We start from the raw sequence: 13,964 nt of genomic DNA, 5'->3' as shown, positions 1-13,964 counted from the left end.
CGTATCGCATGCGTCTTCGTTCGGTGGCTTTCGCGCTGGTGGGCGCGAGTCTCCTTGCCGCGTGCACGGTCGGCCCCGACTACAAGCGGCCCGCGGCAACAACGGCCGCTACCTACAAGGAACTCGAAGGCACAGGCTGGAAAACAGCCGAGCCCGCCGACGCGCGTATCCGCAGCGCCTGGTGGGAGGTCTACAACGATTCCGCGCTGAACGCACTCGAACAACAGGTCGCCAGCGCAAACCAGAACGTGCAGGCCGCGCAGGCGCGTTTCCGCGCGGCGCGCGCGCAGGTCGAGCAGTTCCGCTCGCAGTTCTTCCCCGTCGTCACCGCGAATGGCGGCTACTCGCGCGCGCGGTCGTCGGAGAACGTGAAGTTCAAATCGACGGCAGGCAAGACGCTCAACGACTGGATCGTCGGTGCCGACGCGACGTGGGAACCCGACTTGTGGGGGCGCGTGTCGCGCAGCGTCGAAGGTGCGCGCGCGAACGCGCAGGCAAGCGCCGCCGATGCGCAAAGCGCGCTGCTGTCGATGCAGGCCGAACTCGCGACGGACTATTTCGAACTGCGCGGCATCGACCGCGAACAGCAACTGCTCGACGATACGATCGCTGCCTACAAGGAAGCCGTCGAACTCACGCAGAACCGCTACAAAGGCGGCATCGCCACCGACGCCGACGTCGCGCAGGCGCAGACGCAGTTGCGCACGACGCAGGCGCAGGCGATCGATCTCGGCGTGCAGCGCGCGCAACTCGAACACGCGATCGCGATCCTCATCGGCCAGACGCCGTCGACGTTCTCGCTGCCCGTCGCACCGCTCGTCGCCGTGCCCGCCGTCGCACCCGTCGGCGTGCCGTCGACGCTGCTCGAGCGGCGGCCCGACATCGCCGCCGCTGAGCGGCAGATGGTCGATCTGAATGCGCAGATCGGCGTCGCGACGGCAGCGTATTTTCCGAATCTGATTCTGTCGGTGACGGGTGGGCTGGAGGCGACCAATTTCAGTGATTGGCTGCTTGCGCCGGCCCGCTTCTGGTCGCTCGGGCCGACGCTCGCCGGCACGCTGCTCGACTTCGGCGGACGCGCCGCGAAAAAAGCCGAAGCGCAGGCGAATTACGACGAAGGCATCGCGCAGTATCGACAGACAGTGCTGACGGCGTTCGGCCAGGTCGAAGACAACATCGCGGCCTTGCGCGTGCTCGAACAGGAAGCGCAAGCGCAGGACGACGCCGTCTCGGCCGCGCAGCGCTCGCTCGCGATCGTGTCGAACCGCTACAAGAACGGTGCGATCACGTATCTCGACGTGGTGGTCGCGCAAACGACGGCGCTCACCAACGAGCGCGAAGCGGTCTCGATCGCGCGCCGCCGGATGGCCGCGAGCGTCGCGCTGATCAAGGCACTTGGGGGCGGCTGGGAGGCGACGTCGCTGCCCACCGACGAACAGCTCACGCATCCCGATGCCACCGATCAGCCCGCGAGCGCGCCCGGCGCGACGCGCGGCTAACACGGCTCGCGTTCCTTTACTGTTGCCGGATTCGACGACGTGGTACGCGCAATCGGCGTATCGTTGACCCTTCGCGCTGATTACACACGTTTATCGCGCGAGTCTCTGCGTCGTTTCAATCGTTTCCGGGAGTTTTGTTGTGACCGCATCGTCGGACCCGAGTCGGCCCGCTGATTCATCGTCTTTCGCTTCATCCTCTTCTGCTTCCTCCACCGGCGCGCCGTATCTCGAGCGCGGCACGCGCGCCTACTGGCGCGCCAGTCTCGCGCTGCTGTTCGCCGGCTACGCGACGTTCTCACTGCTCTATTGCGTGCAGCCGCTGTTGCCCGCGTTCTCCGCTTCATTCGATGTCAGCCCCGCGCAAAGCAGCCTGTCGTTGTCGCTGACGACGGCGGCGCTCGCGCTCGCCGTTCTCGTCGCGGGCTTCGTGTCGGAGGGATGGAGCCGCCATCGGCTGATGACGGCTTCGCTCACCGCTTCTTCGCTGCTGACGCTCGCGGTCGCGTTCACGCCGCAATGGCACGCACTGTTGTTGCTGCGTGCGCTCGAAGGGCTGGCGCTCGGCGGCGTGCCCGCCGTCGCGATGGCCTATCTCGCAGAGGAAGTGCATCCCGACGGCCTCGGCCTCGCGATGGGCCTGTACGTGGGTGGCACGGCGATCGGCGGGATGGCGGGGCGTGTGATTACGGGCGTCGTCGCGGATCTGTTCTCGTGGCGCGTCGCGATCGGCACGATCGGCGTACTCGGCATTCTGTCGATGCTCGCGTTCCGCTCGCTGCTGCCGCCGTCGCGCCACTTCGTCCCGCGCCGCGGACTCGGCTTCTCGCATCACCGCACGGCGCTCGTGAAGCATCTAGGACGACCCGGTTTGCCGCTGCTGTTTCTGATGGGCTTCGTGCTGATGGGCAGCTTCGTGACGCTCTACAACTACATCGGCTACCGCCTGCTCGCGCCGCCGTTCGGGTTGAGTCAGACGGCTATCGGCGGGATCTTCGTCGTGTATCTGACGGGCGTCGTCGCGTCGCCGTGGTCGGGTCGCATGGCCGACACGTTCGGGCGCGGGCGCGTGCTGATCGGCAGCATCGTCATCATGCTGTGCGGTTTGCTGTTGACGGTCACGCAGTCGCTTGCGCTGATCGCGTGCGGGATCGCCTGCGTGACGTTCGGCTTCTTCGCAGGACACGCGGTCGCAAGCGGCTGGGTCGGCCGGATCGCGAAGGAAGCGAAAGGACAGGCGGCCGCGCTGTATCTGCTCGCGTATTACCTCGGATCGAGCATCGTCGGCTCGTATGGCGGGCGCGTGTGGGCGACTTATGCGTGGACGGGGGTTGCCGCGCTCGTCGGCGGATTGCTGGTGGTCGGCATACTGGCGTCGGCGCGGCTGCGCGCTCGCGAGCGCGTCGACATGGCGTAGACGTTACATGGCGTTCATCCAACGAACGCCGCGCCCGCTCGCGTTTCCACCGATAAAGCGCATATTCGGAAAGGTAGGCGTAAGCGGGCGTTTGCACAGCGCGGGATTTCGAGCGTCGCCATGCACATGGCGCAAAGCCTTGTCCCGCCTGGCTGTGCGCCGCGAGGGACAGAAGCCCGCGTGCGCTCCAGCCCACCAAACGCATCGATACCGTCTCCTATACTGGTAGTCAGGCGCGCCGCATGCAGTCGCGTCAGACGAGTACACAAAGGAGACAGGCATGCACTACTTCACGATCGGTGATTTCATTCTGGTCATTCCGATGGCGCTGGCCGGGGCGCTGTTCCTTGGCGCGCTGCCCTGCAAAACCGAGTTCAGGCACAACACGCTGCGCGTTCTTGGCGCGCTGCTGGGTGTGGTGTTTGCGGTCGTGCTGGTGGAGGGGCTGCCTGCGCTGGTGTAGCGGTTTGCTTTTGTTTTTTATTCTTGCATTTGCGCTGGCATCCGGAGGGCGGTGTTTTGCTGCGCAAGCTGTCTGGTTTGCAGGTGTTTTGCGCTGGCAACCGGAGGGCGGTGTTTGCCGCGCAAGCTGTCTGGCTTGCATGTGTTTTGCGCTGGCATCCGCGAGTTGTTATCCAGGTTCACGCGTCGCCCCTGTGCGGGGCGGCACCTACTTTTCTTTGCCGCCGCAAAGAAAAGTAGGCAAAAGAAAGCGGCTCACACCGCTAGCCCATCTTCCTATCCACGTGCCCCCAACGTCCCCACGCTTCACACGGCAGCGCCCTTGTTCGCGTGCGTTGCCAACGCTTCAAATCAACGCCTCACCCGCTTCGAATACCCGTGCACGGGCAAGCGGCAGCGAATGGTTTGTGCCGCCCAGGTGGCAAACTTTGTGTAGGTTGTCGCGTCGTAGGCGTGAGCGCTCTTACAGGGTGGAGTGCATGCGCCATCCGTCCGAAGTGAGGCGCGTGGAGCACAGGGGGCCGACACACAGTTTGCCACCTGGGCGGCGGTGGACTATCTGGCACGGCATGCTGCGACGCGGGGGCGTGAAGCGGGTGAGGAGTATAGAGAGAACGTTGGCAACGCACGCGAACCGATACGCTGCCGTGTGAAGGACGGGGCCGTTGGGGGCCCGTGGATAAGAGCACGGGCTGGCGGTGTGAGCCGCTTTCTTTTGCCTACTTTTCTTTGCGGCGGCAAAGAAAAGTAGGTGCCGCCCCGCACAGGGGCGACGCGTGAAGCACGCTAACAAATCGCGGATGCCAGCGCAAAACACCTGCAAACCAGACAGCTTGCGCAGCAAAACACCGCCCTCCGAATGCCAGCGAAAGCAAAAACCCTTCAGACATGCTGATCCGTCGACGGCTTCTCCCACAGGTTCACGCTGCCTTCCGTCGCATAGTGATCGATCTCGGCAAGCTCTTCCGCCGTGAACGACAGGTTCTTCAGCGCCGCAACGTTCTCGCGAACCTGCTCGGGCTTGCTCGCGCCGATCAGCGCCGACGTCACGCGCGGATCGCGCAGCGTCCATGCAAGCGCCATCTGCGCGAGGCTCTGACCGCGACGCTGCGCGATGTCGTTGAGCTTGCGTACGCGCTCGATGTTCTGCTCGCTCAGATGTTCCTGCTTCAGCGAGCCGCCGCCCGCCTTGTTGACGCGCGCATCCTGCGGCACGCCGTTCAGGTACTTGCCCGTCAGCACGCCTTGCGCGAGCGGCGTGAAAGCGATCGCGCCCGAGCCGGTTTCTTCCAGCGCGTCGAGCAGTTCCTCTTCGATCCAGCGGTTCAGCATGTTGTACGCCGGCTGATGGATCAGCAGCGGCACCTTGTATTCAGCGAGCAGCTTCGCCATTTCGCGCGTCTTCTGCGCGGAGTACGACGAAATGCCGATGTACAACGCCTTGCCCTGCTGCACGGCGCTCGCGAGCGCACCCGCCGTTTCTTCGAGCGGCGTGTCGACGTCGAAGCGGTGCGAATAGAAAATGTCGACGTAGTCGAGACCCATGCGCTGCAGGCTCTGGTCGAGGCTCGCGAGGATGTACTTGCGCGAGCCGCCGCCCTGGCCGTACGGGCCGGGCCACATGTCCCAGCCGGCCTTCGACGAAATCAGCAGTTCGTCGCGATACGGCTTGAAATCGTCCTTGAAGATGCGGCCGAAGTTGGTTTCCGCGCTGCCGTACGGAGGGCCGTAGTTGTTCGCGAGGTCGAAGTGCGTGATGCCGAGATCGAACGACGTGCGCAGGATGTCACGTTGCGTCGAGATCGGCGTGGTGTCGCCGAAGTTGTGCCACAGGCCGAGCGACAGCGCCGGCAGTTTGAGACCTGACTTGCCGCTAACGCGGTACTGCATGTCCGAATAGCGTGCTGAAGCTGCTTCGTAAGCCATCGATGGTGTCCTTGTCGAGAACAGGAGTGGAGTCTGCGATGCGGCGCGCGCATCGCGTGAATAATGCGTGTTTGTTGTGATTGGTGATGCTTTGTAGCGAAGCGCCGCCTTGCAGATGCCATACACGGATATCCGCGATCTGATACCGGTATCACACCGGCGCGCAATCATGCAGCAGCGGCCCAACACGCTATGTTAGCCAATCGCCGCGCTCGCTGCAGACGCCCACATTGCGGGAAGCGAACATGGACTCGGCGCCGCCCATCACCTAGACTTTCGGCCACTGTAATTCAACGATGAGGAGTGTTCATGACCAAAGCGATCTCGCTCGCATTGATCGCCGGCGGCGTGGTGCTGCTGTACTTCGGCGGCCAGTCGTTTCATTCGTTCAGCAACGACGTGTCGCGCGTGTTCACCGGCTCGCCGACCAACAAGACCATCTTCCTGATCGCAGGCGGCATCGTCGCGACGCTCGCCGGATTAATCGGGCTCGCGTCGTCAAAGCGCTAAAACGCTGAATGCTCAGAACGCCACTTCGGGCTTGGACGCGGAGCGTGTGCCTGGCAGCGGCACGTTGCTCGCGCCGTGATAGGTGAAGACCAGCGAGAACTTCACCTGATCGGACAGATTCTTGCCTGCCGAATGCAGCGTATTGCAGTGGAAGAAAACGACGTCGCCCGCCTTCAATGCGGGCGACACCGCTTTCTGGATCAATGCGTCGTTCTCGGGCAGATCGGAGCGGAAAAACTTCGCGTCGTCGAAACGCTCCGACGTGAATGCCGCCGAGTGCGAGCCGGGCACGAACCAGAGCGCGCCGTTATCGACGGTTTCGTCGCCGAGTGCCAGCCACACCGACACCAGATCGTCCCGCTCGAACGACCAGTAACGCACATCGCGATGCCAGCCCGTCAGGCTGCCGTACGCGGGATGCTTGGTCATCATGCAGTTGTGATGCGCGCGCGACAGGCGCGGCTCTTCGCCGAAATACAGTTCCATCCAGCCGCGAAGCTCAGGCGCCGTCGCCCAGGCGGCAAAGTGCGGATGACGCGCGTACGCGTCCAGCAGTCGCCGCACCGTATGACCGCCCGGCGCGTGCTTCGACTCCGGCGCGCCCGGATAGCGCAGGTCCGCTTCGAATTCGACGGGATCGGCGGCTTCCTGCAACTGCTGGCGCGCGATCTGTTTCATCTCAGCGCAGCGCTCGGGCGTGATGAGACCCGGGACGATGATGTAACCCTGATCCCGCAGCACCTGGATCTGCTCTTTCTTCGAATGGACTGACATGGACGTTCCGTTCAGCTAGCGTTCGTTCGACAACGGCTTCTCATTGTAAAACGGGCACGATCGTACCGGCGCCAGTCATGCGTTTCTCTTGCGCCCGACGTGCGATCGGGACGGGCGACGCTGCACGCCGGATGGGCAGCCGTGCACGTTCGTCGAGCGCAAAGGGCGCGATCGTGGGGGCTTCGTCCTCGTAAAAACCCTGATCCCTCCGGACTTTCGACGGTCACGAATCACGTGTAGCCTGTCGTGCATGTCGATTGCAACACACGCTATCCCGCCATCGGCACGGCCATTCGCAGCCGCTGCTGATTCACTCCGTCTTTCCTCAGGCTATTGCGTCCCACTCGCTGGCATGGATGGTGCTGCATTTGCCGCACCTTTCGTCGCGTGTCACGTCGCCTGATTCCTAAAGCCATGCACAGCCCATTGAGCACTCGCATCACCCACGCGTTCAACGCCGCACGTCCCGCACGCCGCCATGTGGCGCGCGCGCTGCGTCACCATACCGCGCGCACACGCGCGCTCGCCGAGCAACTGCGCGACGCGAAACCCGTCGATAACGTGCGAGTCTGGTTCCGCACCTTCTTCAGCGCACTGAGCATGCAAGGCGCGTCGCGGCGTTTCTCGCTGCGTACTTTGCTGCGCAACCCGGCGCCCGTGCGGATGCTCGGCGTGTCGCCGCGTGCCGCCAAGCCCGCGAGCGCGCCGCATCCGACGAGCCGCCGTCCGCGCCGTCTGTCGGTGACGAGCGAAGGCTGGTTCGCGTTTGCGCGCTAAGCGCGCGCCCGTTCGTTTTCGCGTTCGCATGCAATAGATGCGCCGCTGCGGCCATTAGTGCGTCGTGGCGCGTGTGACCTGCGCACGCGGCTCGCACGAAACCGCCACACCAAAACAAAACGCCCTGCATGCGCTTCTCAGCGCATGCAGGGCGTTTTCGCTTCCTGCCATCTGAACGAACAACGCCGCGCGACAATCAGCCGCGCGGCGTATTCACAGCTTCACTCAGGCGAGAGCGGCAACCGGCTCCGTGCCGGCGGCTTCTGCCAGCAAGAGTGCCTTGTCGGTCGCTTCCCACGAGAATTCCGGCTCTTCGCGGCCAAAGTGGCCGTAAGCTGCCGTCTTTTCGTAGATCGGGCGCAGCAGGTCGAGCATCTGGACAATGCCCTTCGGACGCAGGTCGAAGTGTTCCTGAACCAGACGCGTGATCGTCGCATCCGACACGCGGCCCGTGCCGAACGTGTTGACCATCACGGACGTAGGCTGTGCCACGCCGATTGCATACGACACCTGGATCAGCGCGCGCGAGGCGAGGCCCGCCGCGACGATGTTCTTCGCGACATAGCGGCCAGCGTACGCAGCCGAGCGGTCGACCTTCGACGGATCCTTGCCCGAGAACGCGCCGCCGCCGTGCGGAGCCGCGCCGCCGTACGTGTCGACGATGATCTTGCGGCCCGTCAGACCGCAGTCGCCTTGCGGGCCGCCGATCACGAACCGGCCGGTCGGGTTCACGAGGAACTTGATGTCGCCCTTGATCAGCTCAGCAGGCAGCGTCGGCTTGATGATCTCTTCGATCACGGCTTCGCGCAGTTGCGCCAGTTCCATTTCCGGTGCGTGCTGCGTAGACAGAACGACGGTGTCGATCGAATGCGGCTTGCCGTCGACGTAGCGAACGGTAACCTGCGACTTCGCGTCCGGGCGCAGCCAGGGCAGACGGCCGTCGCGGCGCAGATTCGCCTGACGCTCGACGAGGCGGTGCGACAGGTAGATCGGCAGCGGCATCAGTTCGGGCGTTTCGTCGCATGCGTAGCCGAACATCAGGCCCTGGTCGCCAGCACCCTGATCGAGGTTGTTGTCGTGCGCGCGGTCGACGCCTTGCGCGATGTCCGGCGATTGCTTGTCGTACGCGACGAGCACCGCGCAGCCGCGGTAGTCGATGCCGTAGTCGGTGTTGTCGTAGCCGATGCGCTTGATCGTATCGCGCGCGACCTGGATGTAATCGACGTTGGCAGTCGTGGTGATTTCACCCGCCAGCACGACGAGACCCGTGTTGCACAGCGTTTCCGCGGCAACGCGCGAGTATTTGTCCTGGGCGAGGATCGCGTCGAGGATGGCGTCCGAGATCTGGTCGGCGACCTTGTCCGGATGGCCTTCGGAGACGGATTCAGAAGTAAAGAGGTAGTCGTTAGCCACGTTACAGGCTCCCTTGTTGGTTACGGTTGAGTTTCACGTAGCCTGCTTCGAGCCTGAAGCGGCGACGCTTTAGCGGATTTCCTAACCGTCGGTCGGCTATCTGAAAGATAAACGCCCGTCGGCTTCGCCCCGCAAGTTGTCTATTAACTCGGCGAAGCCCTTATTATAGCGACTTCTTTCTTTTGTCACAGAGTGTCTGCGCGTGCGGTATATCGACCCTTTTGTTGCTTTTCTTTACCCAGCGTGGTTTCGCGCACAAATCGGAGCTGCCGCATGCTGAGCCGTCTGGGTGTCAACCTGGCCATTGGTCTGCTCAAACTGTTCGCTTTGCTGCCGTATGGCTTCGTCGCGCGTCTGGGCGACGGCCTCGGCTGGCTGCTCTACCAGATTCCGAGCCGCCGCCGCCGCATCGTCCATATCAACCTGAAACTGTGCTTCCCCGAGTGGAGCGACGAACGCCGTGAGGAAGTCGCGCAAAAGCACTTCCGGCACGCGATCCGCAGCTATCTGGAGCGCAGCATGCAATGGTTCGGCTCGGCGAAGAAGCTCGAGAAACTGATCCAGGTCGACAGCGAAATCGATCTCACCGATCCCGATCTGCCGCCCACGCTGCTTCTGGGTTTCCATTTCGTCGGCATCGAAGCCGGTTCGATTTTTCTGAACTATTCGCTCAAGCGCACGTGCGGTTCGTTGTATCAGCCGATGTCGAACCCGCAGCTCGAAGAAGTCGCGAAAGCACAGCGCGGCCGTTTCGATGCCGAAATGGCCAGCCGCGCGGACAGCGCGCGCATCGTGCTGCGCTGGCTGCGCGAGCGCAAACCGGTGATGCTGGGCGCCGACATGGACTACGGCATGCGCAACTCGACTTTCGTGCCGTTCTTCGGCGTGCCGACGTGTACGTTGACGGCCGTCGGGCGTCTCGCGAAAGTCGGACGCGCGCAGGTCGTGCCGTTCATCGGCGAAGTGCTGCCGAACTACAAGGGTTATCGGCTGAAGGTGTTCAAGCCGTGGGACAACTATCCGACGGGCGACGACGACGCCGACGCCCGCCGCATGAACGAGTTTCTCGAAGAGCAGATTCCGCGCATTCCCGAGCAGTATTACTGGGTGCACAAGCGCTTCAAGACGCGCCCGCCCGGCGATCCGAGTTTTTACTGAAGCGCGGCGGCGCACAGTGGGCGAGAGGTCCGGCCAGTCACTTACAATAGCGGCATGAAACTGAAATTCACCAAGATGCACGGCGCGGGCAACGATTTCGTCGTGCTCGACGGCTACACGCAACCGCTCAATCTGACGGAAGCGCAGGTGCGCGCGCTCGCGAACCGGCATTTCGGCGTCGGCGCGGACCAGTTGCTGGTGGTCGAGAAGCCGACCGTCGAAGGCGTCGATTTCAGATACCGCATCTTCAATTGCGACGGCGGCGAGGTCGAGCACTGCGGCAACGGCGCGCGCTGCTTCGTCAAGTTCGTGCGCGATACGCGCCTCACGGACAAGCAGAGCGTGCGTGTGCAGGTCCAGAAAGGCGTGATCACGCTGACCATGCAGGCAAACGGCGAAGTCGTCGTCGACATGGGCGCGCCCGTGTTCGAGCCGGCTCAGGTGCCGTTCGACGCAAGCGGACTCGATGCGCGCGGCGAAGGCAACGACGCGCTCTATCCGCTCGACGTCAACGGCGCGACGCGCTGGGTGTCGGTCGTATCGATGGGCAATCCGCACGCCGTGCAGATCGTGGACGACGTCGAGGCCTTCCCTGTGCTGATCGACGGTCCCGTGATCGAAAACCATCCGCGCTTCCCCCAGCGGGTCAACGCGGGCTTCATGCAGATCGTCAGCCGCAGCGAGATCAAGCTGCGCGTCTACGAGCGCGGCGCGGGTGAAACGCTCGCCTGCGGCACGGGCGCGTGTGCGGCCGTCGCGGCAGGCATCCGCCGCGGTTTGCTCGACGCACCCGTCAAGGTACACACGCATGGCGGCACACTGACCATCACGTGGGACGGCAAGCCCGAATCCGCGCTGATGATGGCAGGCCCGGCCGCTACGGTGTTCGAAGGCGAAATAGAGCTGGCCGACTGAATGCATCAACGCCGCGCGGAGGCTGGACCGCGTGGCGCGGCAGCAAGACAGCAACGAAGCGCGCAACCATTAAGCTGAAACCATGAACGAACGCGAAGTCGCCGACTACCTGCTAGCCAACCCCGAATTCTTCGCCGAGCACGCGGAACTGCTTGCGTCCGTGCGGCTCGCCAATCCGCACGGCAAGGCTGCCGTGTCGCTGCAGGAACGTCAGATGGACATGCTGCGCGAGAAGAACAAGCATCTCGAGCGGCGTCTCGCCGAACTGCTGCGTTACGGACACGAAAACGACAGCATCGCGTCGAAATTCGGCCGCTGGACGACGCGCGTGATGGCCGAACGCGATCCGGGCGCGCTGCCGCGCACGATCGCCATGGGCCTGCGCGACGTGTTCGACGTGCCGCAAGCGGCGCTGCGCGTGTGGGAAGTGTCCGAGCCGTACTCGCAGGCGGAATTCACGCGTCACGTCGGTGAGGAAGTGCGCATCTTCGCAAACAGCCTCGCCACGCCGTACTGCGGCTCGAATACGGGCTTCGAGGCGGCGCAATGGCTGACACCCGCCGTGTCGGCCGTGGTCGGCGACGCCGCGGCCCCGGGCGACGGCGTGTCCGTGAACGGCACCGAATCGATCGCCCTGATCGCGCTGCGCGACCCGGAAGCGTCCAATGACGCCGCCGCGTTCGGGCTGCTGGTGATGGGCTCGCCCGATTCGCGCCGCTTTCACGACGGCATGGCCACTGATTTCCTCACGCAGATCGGCGCGCTCGCGAGCGCCGCGCTGAGCCGTCTGCTGCCGCGCTGAGCGTCCGCCACGTGACATCCGCCGACCCGATCGCCACCTATCTGTCGAGCCTCGAGCATGAGCGGCGGTTGTCGGCGCATACCTTGCGCGCCTACGCGCACGAACTTGATGAGCTGAAAAAGCTCGCGAACGGACGGCCGCTCGAAAGCCTCACCGCTACCGATATCCGCGGCGCCGTTTCGCGCGCGCATGCGGGCGGGCTGTCGGCGCGCTCGATCGGGCATCGGCTGTCGGCGTGGCGCGCGTTCTACCGCTGGCTCGCCGGACGCATCGAGTTGCCCGCGAACCCGGTCGCGACGGTACGCGCACCCAAACGCGCGAAGACGCTGCCCAAAGCGCTCTCCGTCGATGACGCACACAGGTTGATGGAAGCCCCCGCGACGGCCACAGCCGAAGGCGCGCGCGATCACGCGATGCTCGAACTCTTCTACTCGTCGGGCTTGCGTCTGTCGGAGCTGGTCAACCTCGACGTGCATTTCTTCGACGCCGACGGCTATCGCTCGACGGGCTGGCTGAAGCTCGACGAAGCGGAAGTCGAAGTGCTCGGCAAAGGCAACCGGCGGCGCACGGTGCCCGTCGGCAGCAAGGCGCTCGATGCACTGCGCGCGTGGCTCGCCGTGCGCGGCGAACTGCTGAAGCTCGATCCGCATCCGCTGTTCGTGTCGGCGCGTGGGAACCGGATGTCGCCGAATGTCGTGCGCGATCGCGTGAAGCGCATGGCGCTCACGGCGGGCATTCCCGCCAATGTTCATCCGCACGTGCTGCGCCATTCGTTCGCGACGCACGTGCTGCAATCGAGCGGGGATCTGCGCGCCGTGCAGGAACTGCTCGGCCACGCGAGCATCGCCGCGACCCAGGTCTATACCGGCCTCGATTTCCAGCACCTCGCGCGTATCTACGATCAGGCGCACCCGCGCGCCAAAAAACGCGACTGACGCTGCCCGACTTTAGGTCACGCAGCCAGTCATATCTGCTTTGCCGCTTCCGGCGGCATATTGTTCTGCCGAATCCTCACGAAGTCATGAATACCGTTACGCTGAAACCGTCGAAAGAGAAATCGCTGCTGCGCCGCCATCCGTGGGTCTACGCGAATGCGATCGATCGCGTCGACGGCAAGCCCGCCGCCGGCGCCACTGTGCTGGTGCGCGCACACGACGGCCGTTTTCTCGCGCGCGCCGCGTACAGCCCGCATTCGCAGATCCGCGCGCGCGTCTGGAGCTTCGACGAAAGCGAACCCGTCGATCACGCGTTCTTCAAGCGCCGCGTGCAGAGCGCGCTCGCGCACCGTCAGTCGATGGTGCACAACACGGGCGCGACGCGGTTGATCTTCGGCGAGGCGGACGGCTTGCCGGGGCTGATCGTCGACTACTACATCCAGGATGATGAAACGAAGCGTGGCCAGATCGTCTGTCAGTTCATGGCAGCGGGCGTCGAAGCGTGGAAGGACGCGATCGTGCAGGCGCTGATCGGCGCGACGGGCTGCCCGAACGTCTATGAGCGTTCGGACGTGTCGATCCGCGAAAAGGAAGGGCTCGAACAGACAGTCGGCGTGCTCGCCGGAGACGCGCCGCCCGAAACGCTGATCGCCAGCGAGAACGGCGTGCGCTATCACGTCGATGTGCGCAACGGCCACAAGACGGGTTTCTACGTCGATCAGCGCGACAACCGTGCGCTGGTGCAGGAACTGTCGAACGACCGCGACGTGCTGAACTGCTTCTGCTACACCGGCGGCTTCTCGCTGGCGGCGCTCAAGGGCGGCGCGAAGCGCGTGGTATCGATCGATTCGTCTGGCGAGGCGCTAGCATTGGCGCAAGCAAACGTCACGGCGAACGGCTTCGACGCCGAACGCGCCACCTGGCTCGACGCCGACGCGTTCAAGACGCTGCGCCGCCTGTACGACGACGGCGAGCGCTTCGACCTGATCGTGCTCGATCCGCCGAAATTCGCGCCGTCGCGCGAGCACGTGGACCGCGCCGCGCGCGCGTACAAAGACATCAACCTCACCGGCCTCAAGCTGCTGCGGCCGGGCGGCCTGCTGTTCACCTATTCGTGCTCGGGCGCGATCGATGCCGAGCTGTTCCAGAAGATCGTCGCCGGCGCGGCGGCCGATGCGCGCGTTGATGCGCGCATTCTCAAGCGCCTCGGCGCGGGCGTCGATCATCCGCTGCTGACGGCATTCCCGGAAGGCGAATATCTGAAAGGCCTATTGTTGCAAATCGCCTGATCGCCCATAGTTAAGGCCTTATTTCCCTGGCGTTGACGGGGCTTTGGCCGTGCAGCAGCGGCACCCCGGCACTTATGCTTCAATATTCAG

13 protein-coding genes are annotated in these 13,964 nt (G+C 64.1%); 10 read left to right on the top strand and 3 right to left on the bottom strand.

Translation table 11 applies throughout. The features are described 5' to 3' along the window. Window positions 1–8: 8 nt before the first annotated feature. The 3 genes from C2L64_RS00410 (at window position 9) to C2L64_RS00400 (ending at window position 3,376) form a co-directional block, all read left to right on the top strand. Window positions 9–1,499, top strand: coding sequence for an efflux transporter outer membrane subunit (locus C2L64_RS00410; protein WP_090835030.1), 1,491 nt, complete (start codon window positions 9–11; stop codon window positions 1,497–1,499). A gap of 139 nt (window positions 1,500–1,638) precedes the next feature. Beyond that, the gene (locus C2L64_RS00405; protein WP_090834853.1) at window positions 1,639–2,913 is read left to right on the top strand and encodes an MFS transporter; all 1,275 of its coding nucleotides are present in this window, start codon (window positions 1,639–1,641) and stop codon (window positions 2,911–2,913) included. 280 nt (window positions 2,914–3,193) lie between these two features. After that, window positions 3,194–3,376, top strand: coding sequence for a hypothetical protein (locus C2L64_RS00400; protein ID WP_007582094.1), 183 nt, complete (start codon window positions 3,194–3,196; stop codon window positions 3,374–3,376). 881 nt (window positions 3,377–4,257) lie between these two features. Here C2L64_RS00400 and mgrA read toward each other — a convergent pair. Continuing rightward, on the bottom strand, window positions 4,258–5,301 hold the full coding sequence (gene mgrA / locus C2L64_RS00395) for an L-glyceraldehyde 3-phosphate reductase (RefSeq protein ID WP_086918150.1): 1,044 nt from the start codon (window positions 5,299–5,301) through the stop codon (window positions 4,258–4,260). Between the two features lie 309 nt (window positions 5,302–5,610). Here mgrA and C2L64_RS00390 point away from each other — a divergent pair, with 309 nt between their 5' ends. Continuing rightward, window positions 5,611–5,811: a DUF3185 family protein gene (locus tag C2L64_RS00390; RefSeq protein WP_007744726.1), complete on the top strand. Its 201-nt coding sequence runs from the start codon at window positions 5,611–5,613 to the stop codon at window positions 5,809–5,811. Between the two features lie 12 nt (window positions 5,812–5,823). Here the strand turns inward: C2L64_RS00390 and C2L64_RS00385 are convergent, their stop codons facing one another. Next, window positions 5,824–6,585, bottom strand: coding sequence for a phytanoyl-CoA dioxygenase family protein (locus C2L64_RS00385; RefSeq protein WP_090834852.1), 762 nt, complete (start codon window positions 6,583–6,585; stop codon window positions 5,824–5,826). A 414-nt stretch (window positions 6,586–6,999) separates the two neighbouring features. On the opposite strand from C2L64_RS00385, the gene C2L64_RS00380 reads away from it, so the two are divergent. Beyond that, window positions 7,000–7,362, top strand: a complete 363-nt coding sequence (locus C2L64_RS00380) for a hypothetical protein (protein ID WP_090834851.1) — start codon at window positions 7,000–7,002, stop codon at window positions 7,360–7,362. A 225-nt stretch (window positions 7,363–7,587) separates the two neighbouring features. Here the strand turns inward: C2L64_RS00380 and metK are convergent, their stop codons facing one another. Further along, on the bottom strand, window positions 7,588–8,775 hold the full coding sequence (metK, locus tag C2L64_RS00375) for a methionine adenosyltransferase (RefSeq protein ID WP_007582085.1): 1,188 nt from the start codon (window positions 8,773–8,775) through the stop codon (window positions 7,588–7,590). A 273-nt stretch (window positions 8,776–9,048) separates the two neighbouring features. Between metK and C2L64_RS00370 the strand changes: the two genes are divergently transcribed. From C2L64_RS00370 to C2L64_RS00350, 5 genes are all read left to right on the top strand, one after another. Continuing rightward, window positions 9,049–9,933 (top strand): lipid A biosynthesis lauroyl acyltransferase, encoded by an 885-nt coding sequence (locus C2L64_RS00370; RefSeq protein ID WP_007744722.1) that lies wholly within the window; start codon window positions 9,049–9,051, stop codon window positions 9,931–9,933. 54 nt (window positions 9,934–9,987) lie between these two features. After that, on the top strand, window positions 9,988–10,848 hold the full coding sequence (gene dapF, locus C2L64_RS00365; RefSeq protein WP_090834850.1) for a diaminopimelate epimerase: 861 nt from the start codon (window positions 9,988–9,990) through the stop codon (window positions 10,846–10,848). Window positions 10,849–10,930: 82 nt separating this feature from the next. Further along, entirely contained in the window at window positions 10,931–11,650 is a 720-nt protein-coding gene (locus C2L64_RS00360) for a DUF484 family protein (RefSeq protein ID WP_090834848.1), read from the top strand. Between the two features lie 11 nt (window positions 11,651–11,661). Beyond that, window positions 11,662–12,585: a tyrosine recombinase XerC gene (xerC, locus tag C2L64_RS00355; protein ID WP_090834846.1), complete on the top strand. Its 924-nt coding sequence runs from the start codon at window positions 11,662–11,664 to the stop codon at window positions 12,583–12,585. An 86-nt stretch (window positions 12,586–12,671) separates the two neighbouring features. Beyond that, on the top strand, window positions 12,672–13,874 hold the full coding sequence (locus C2L64_RS00350) for a class I SAM-dependent rRNA methyltransferase (protein ID WP_090834844.1): 1,203 nt from the start codon (window positions 12,672–12,674) through the stop codon (window positions 13,872–13,874). The last annotated feature ends 90 nt before the right edge of the window (window positions 13,875–13,964 follow it).

Source organism: Paraburkholderia hospita (genome assembly GCF_002902965.1).
Taxonomy (GTDB): domain Bacteria; phylum Pseudomonadota; class Gammaproteobacteria; order Burkholderiales; family Burkholderiaceae; genus Paraburkholderia; species Paraburkholderia hospita.
Note: the sequence above shows the minus strand (reverse complement) of the source record. Positions and strands in the feature narration are given on the sequence as shown.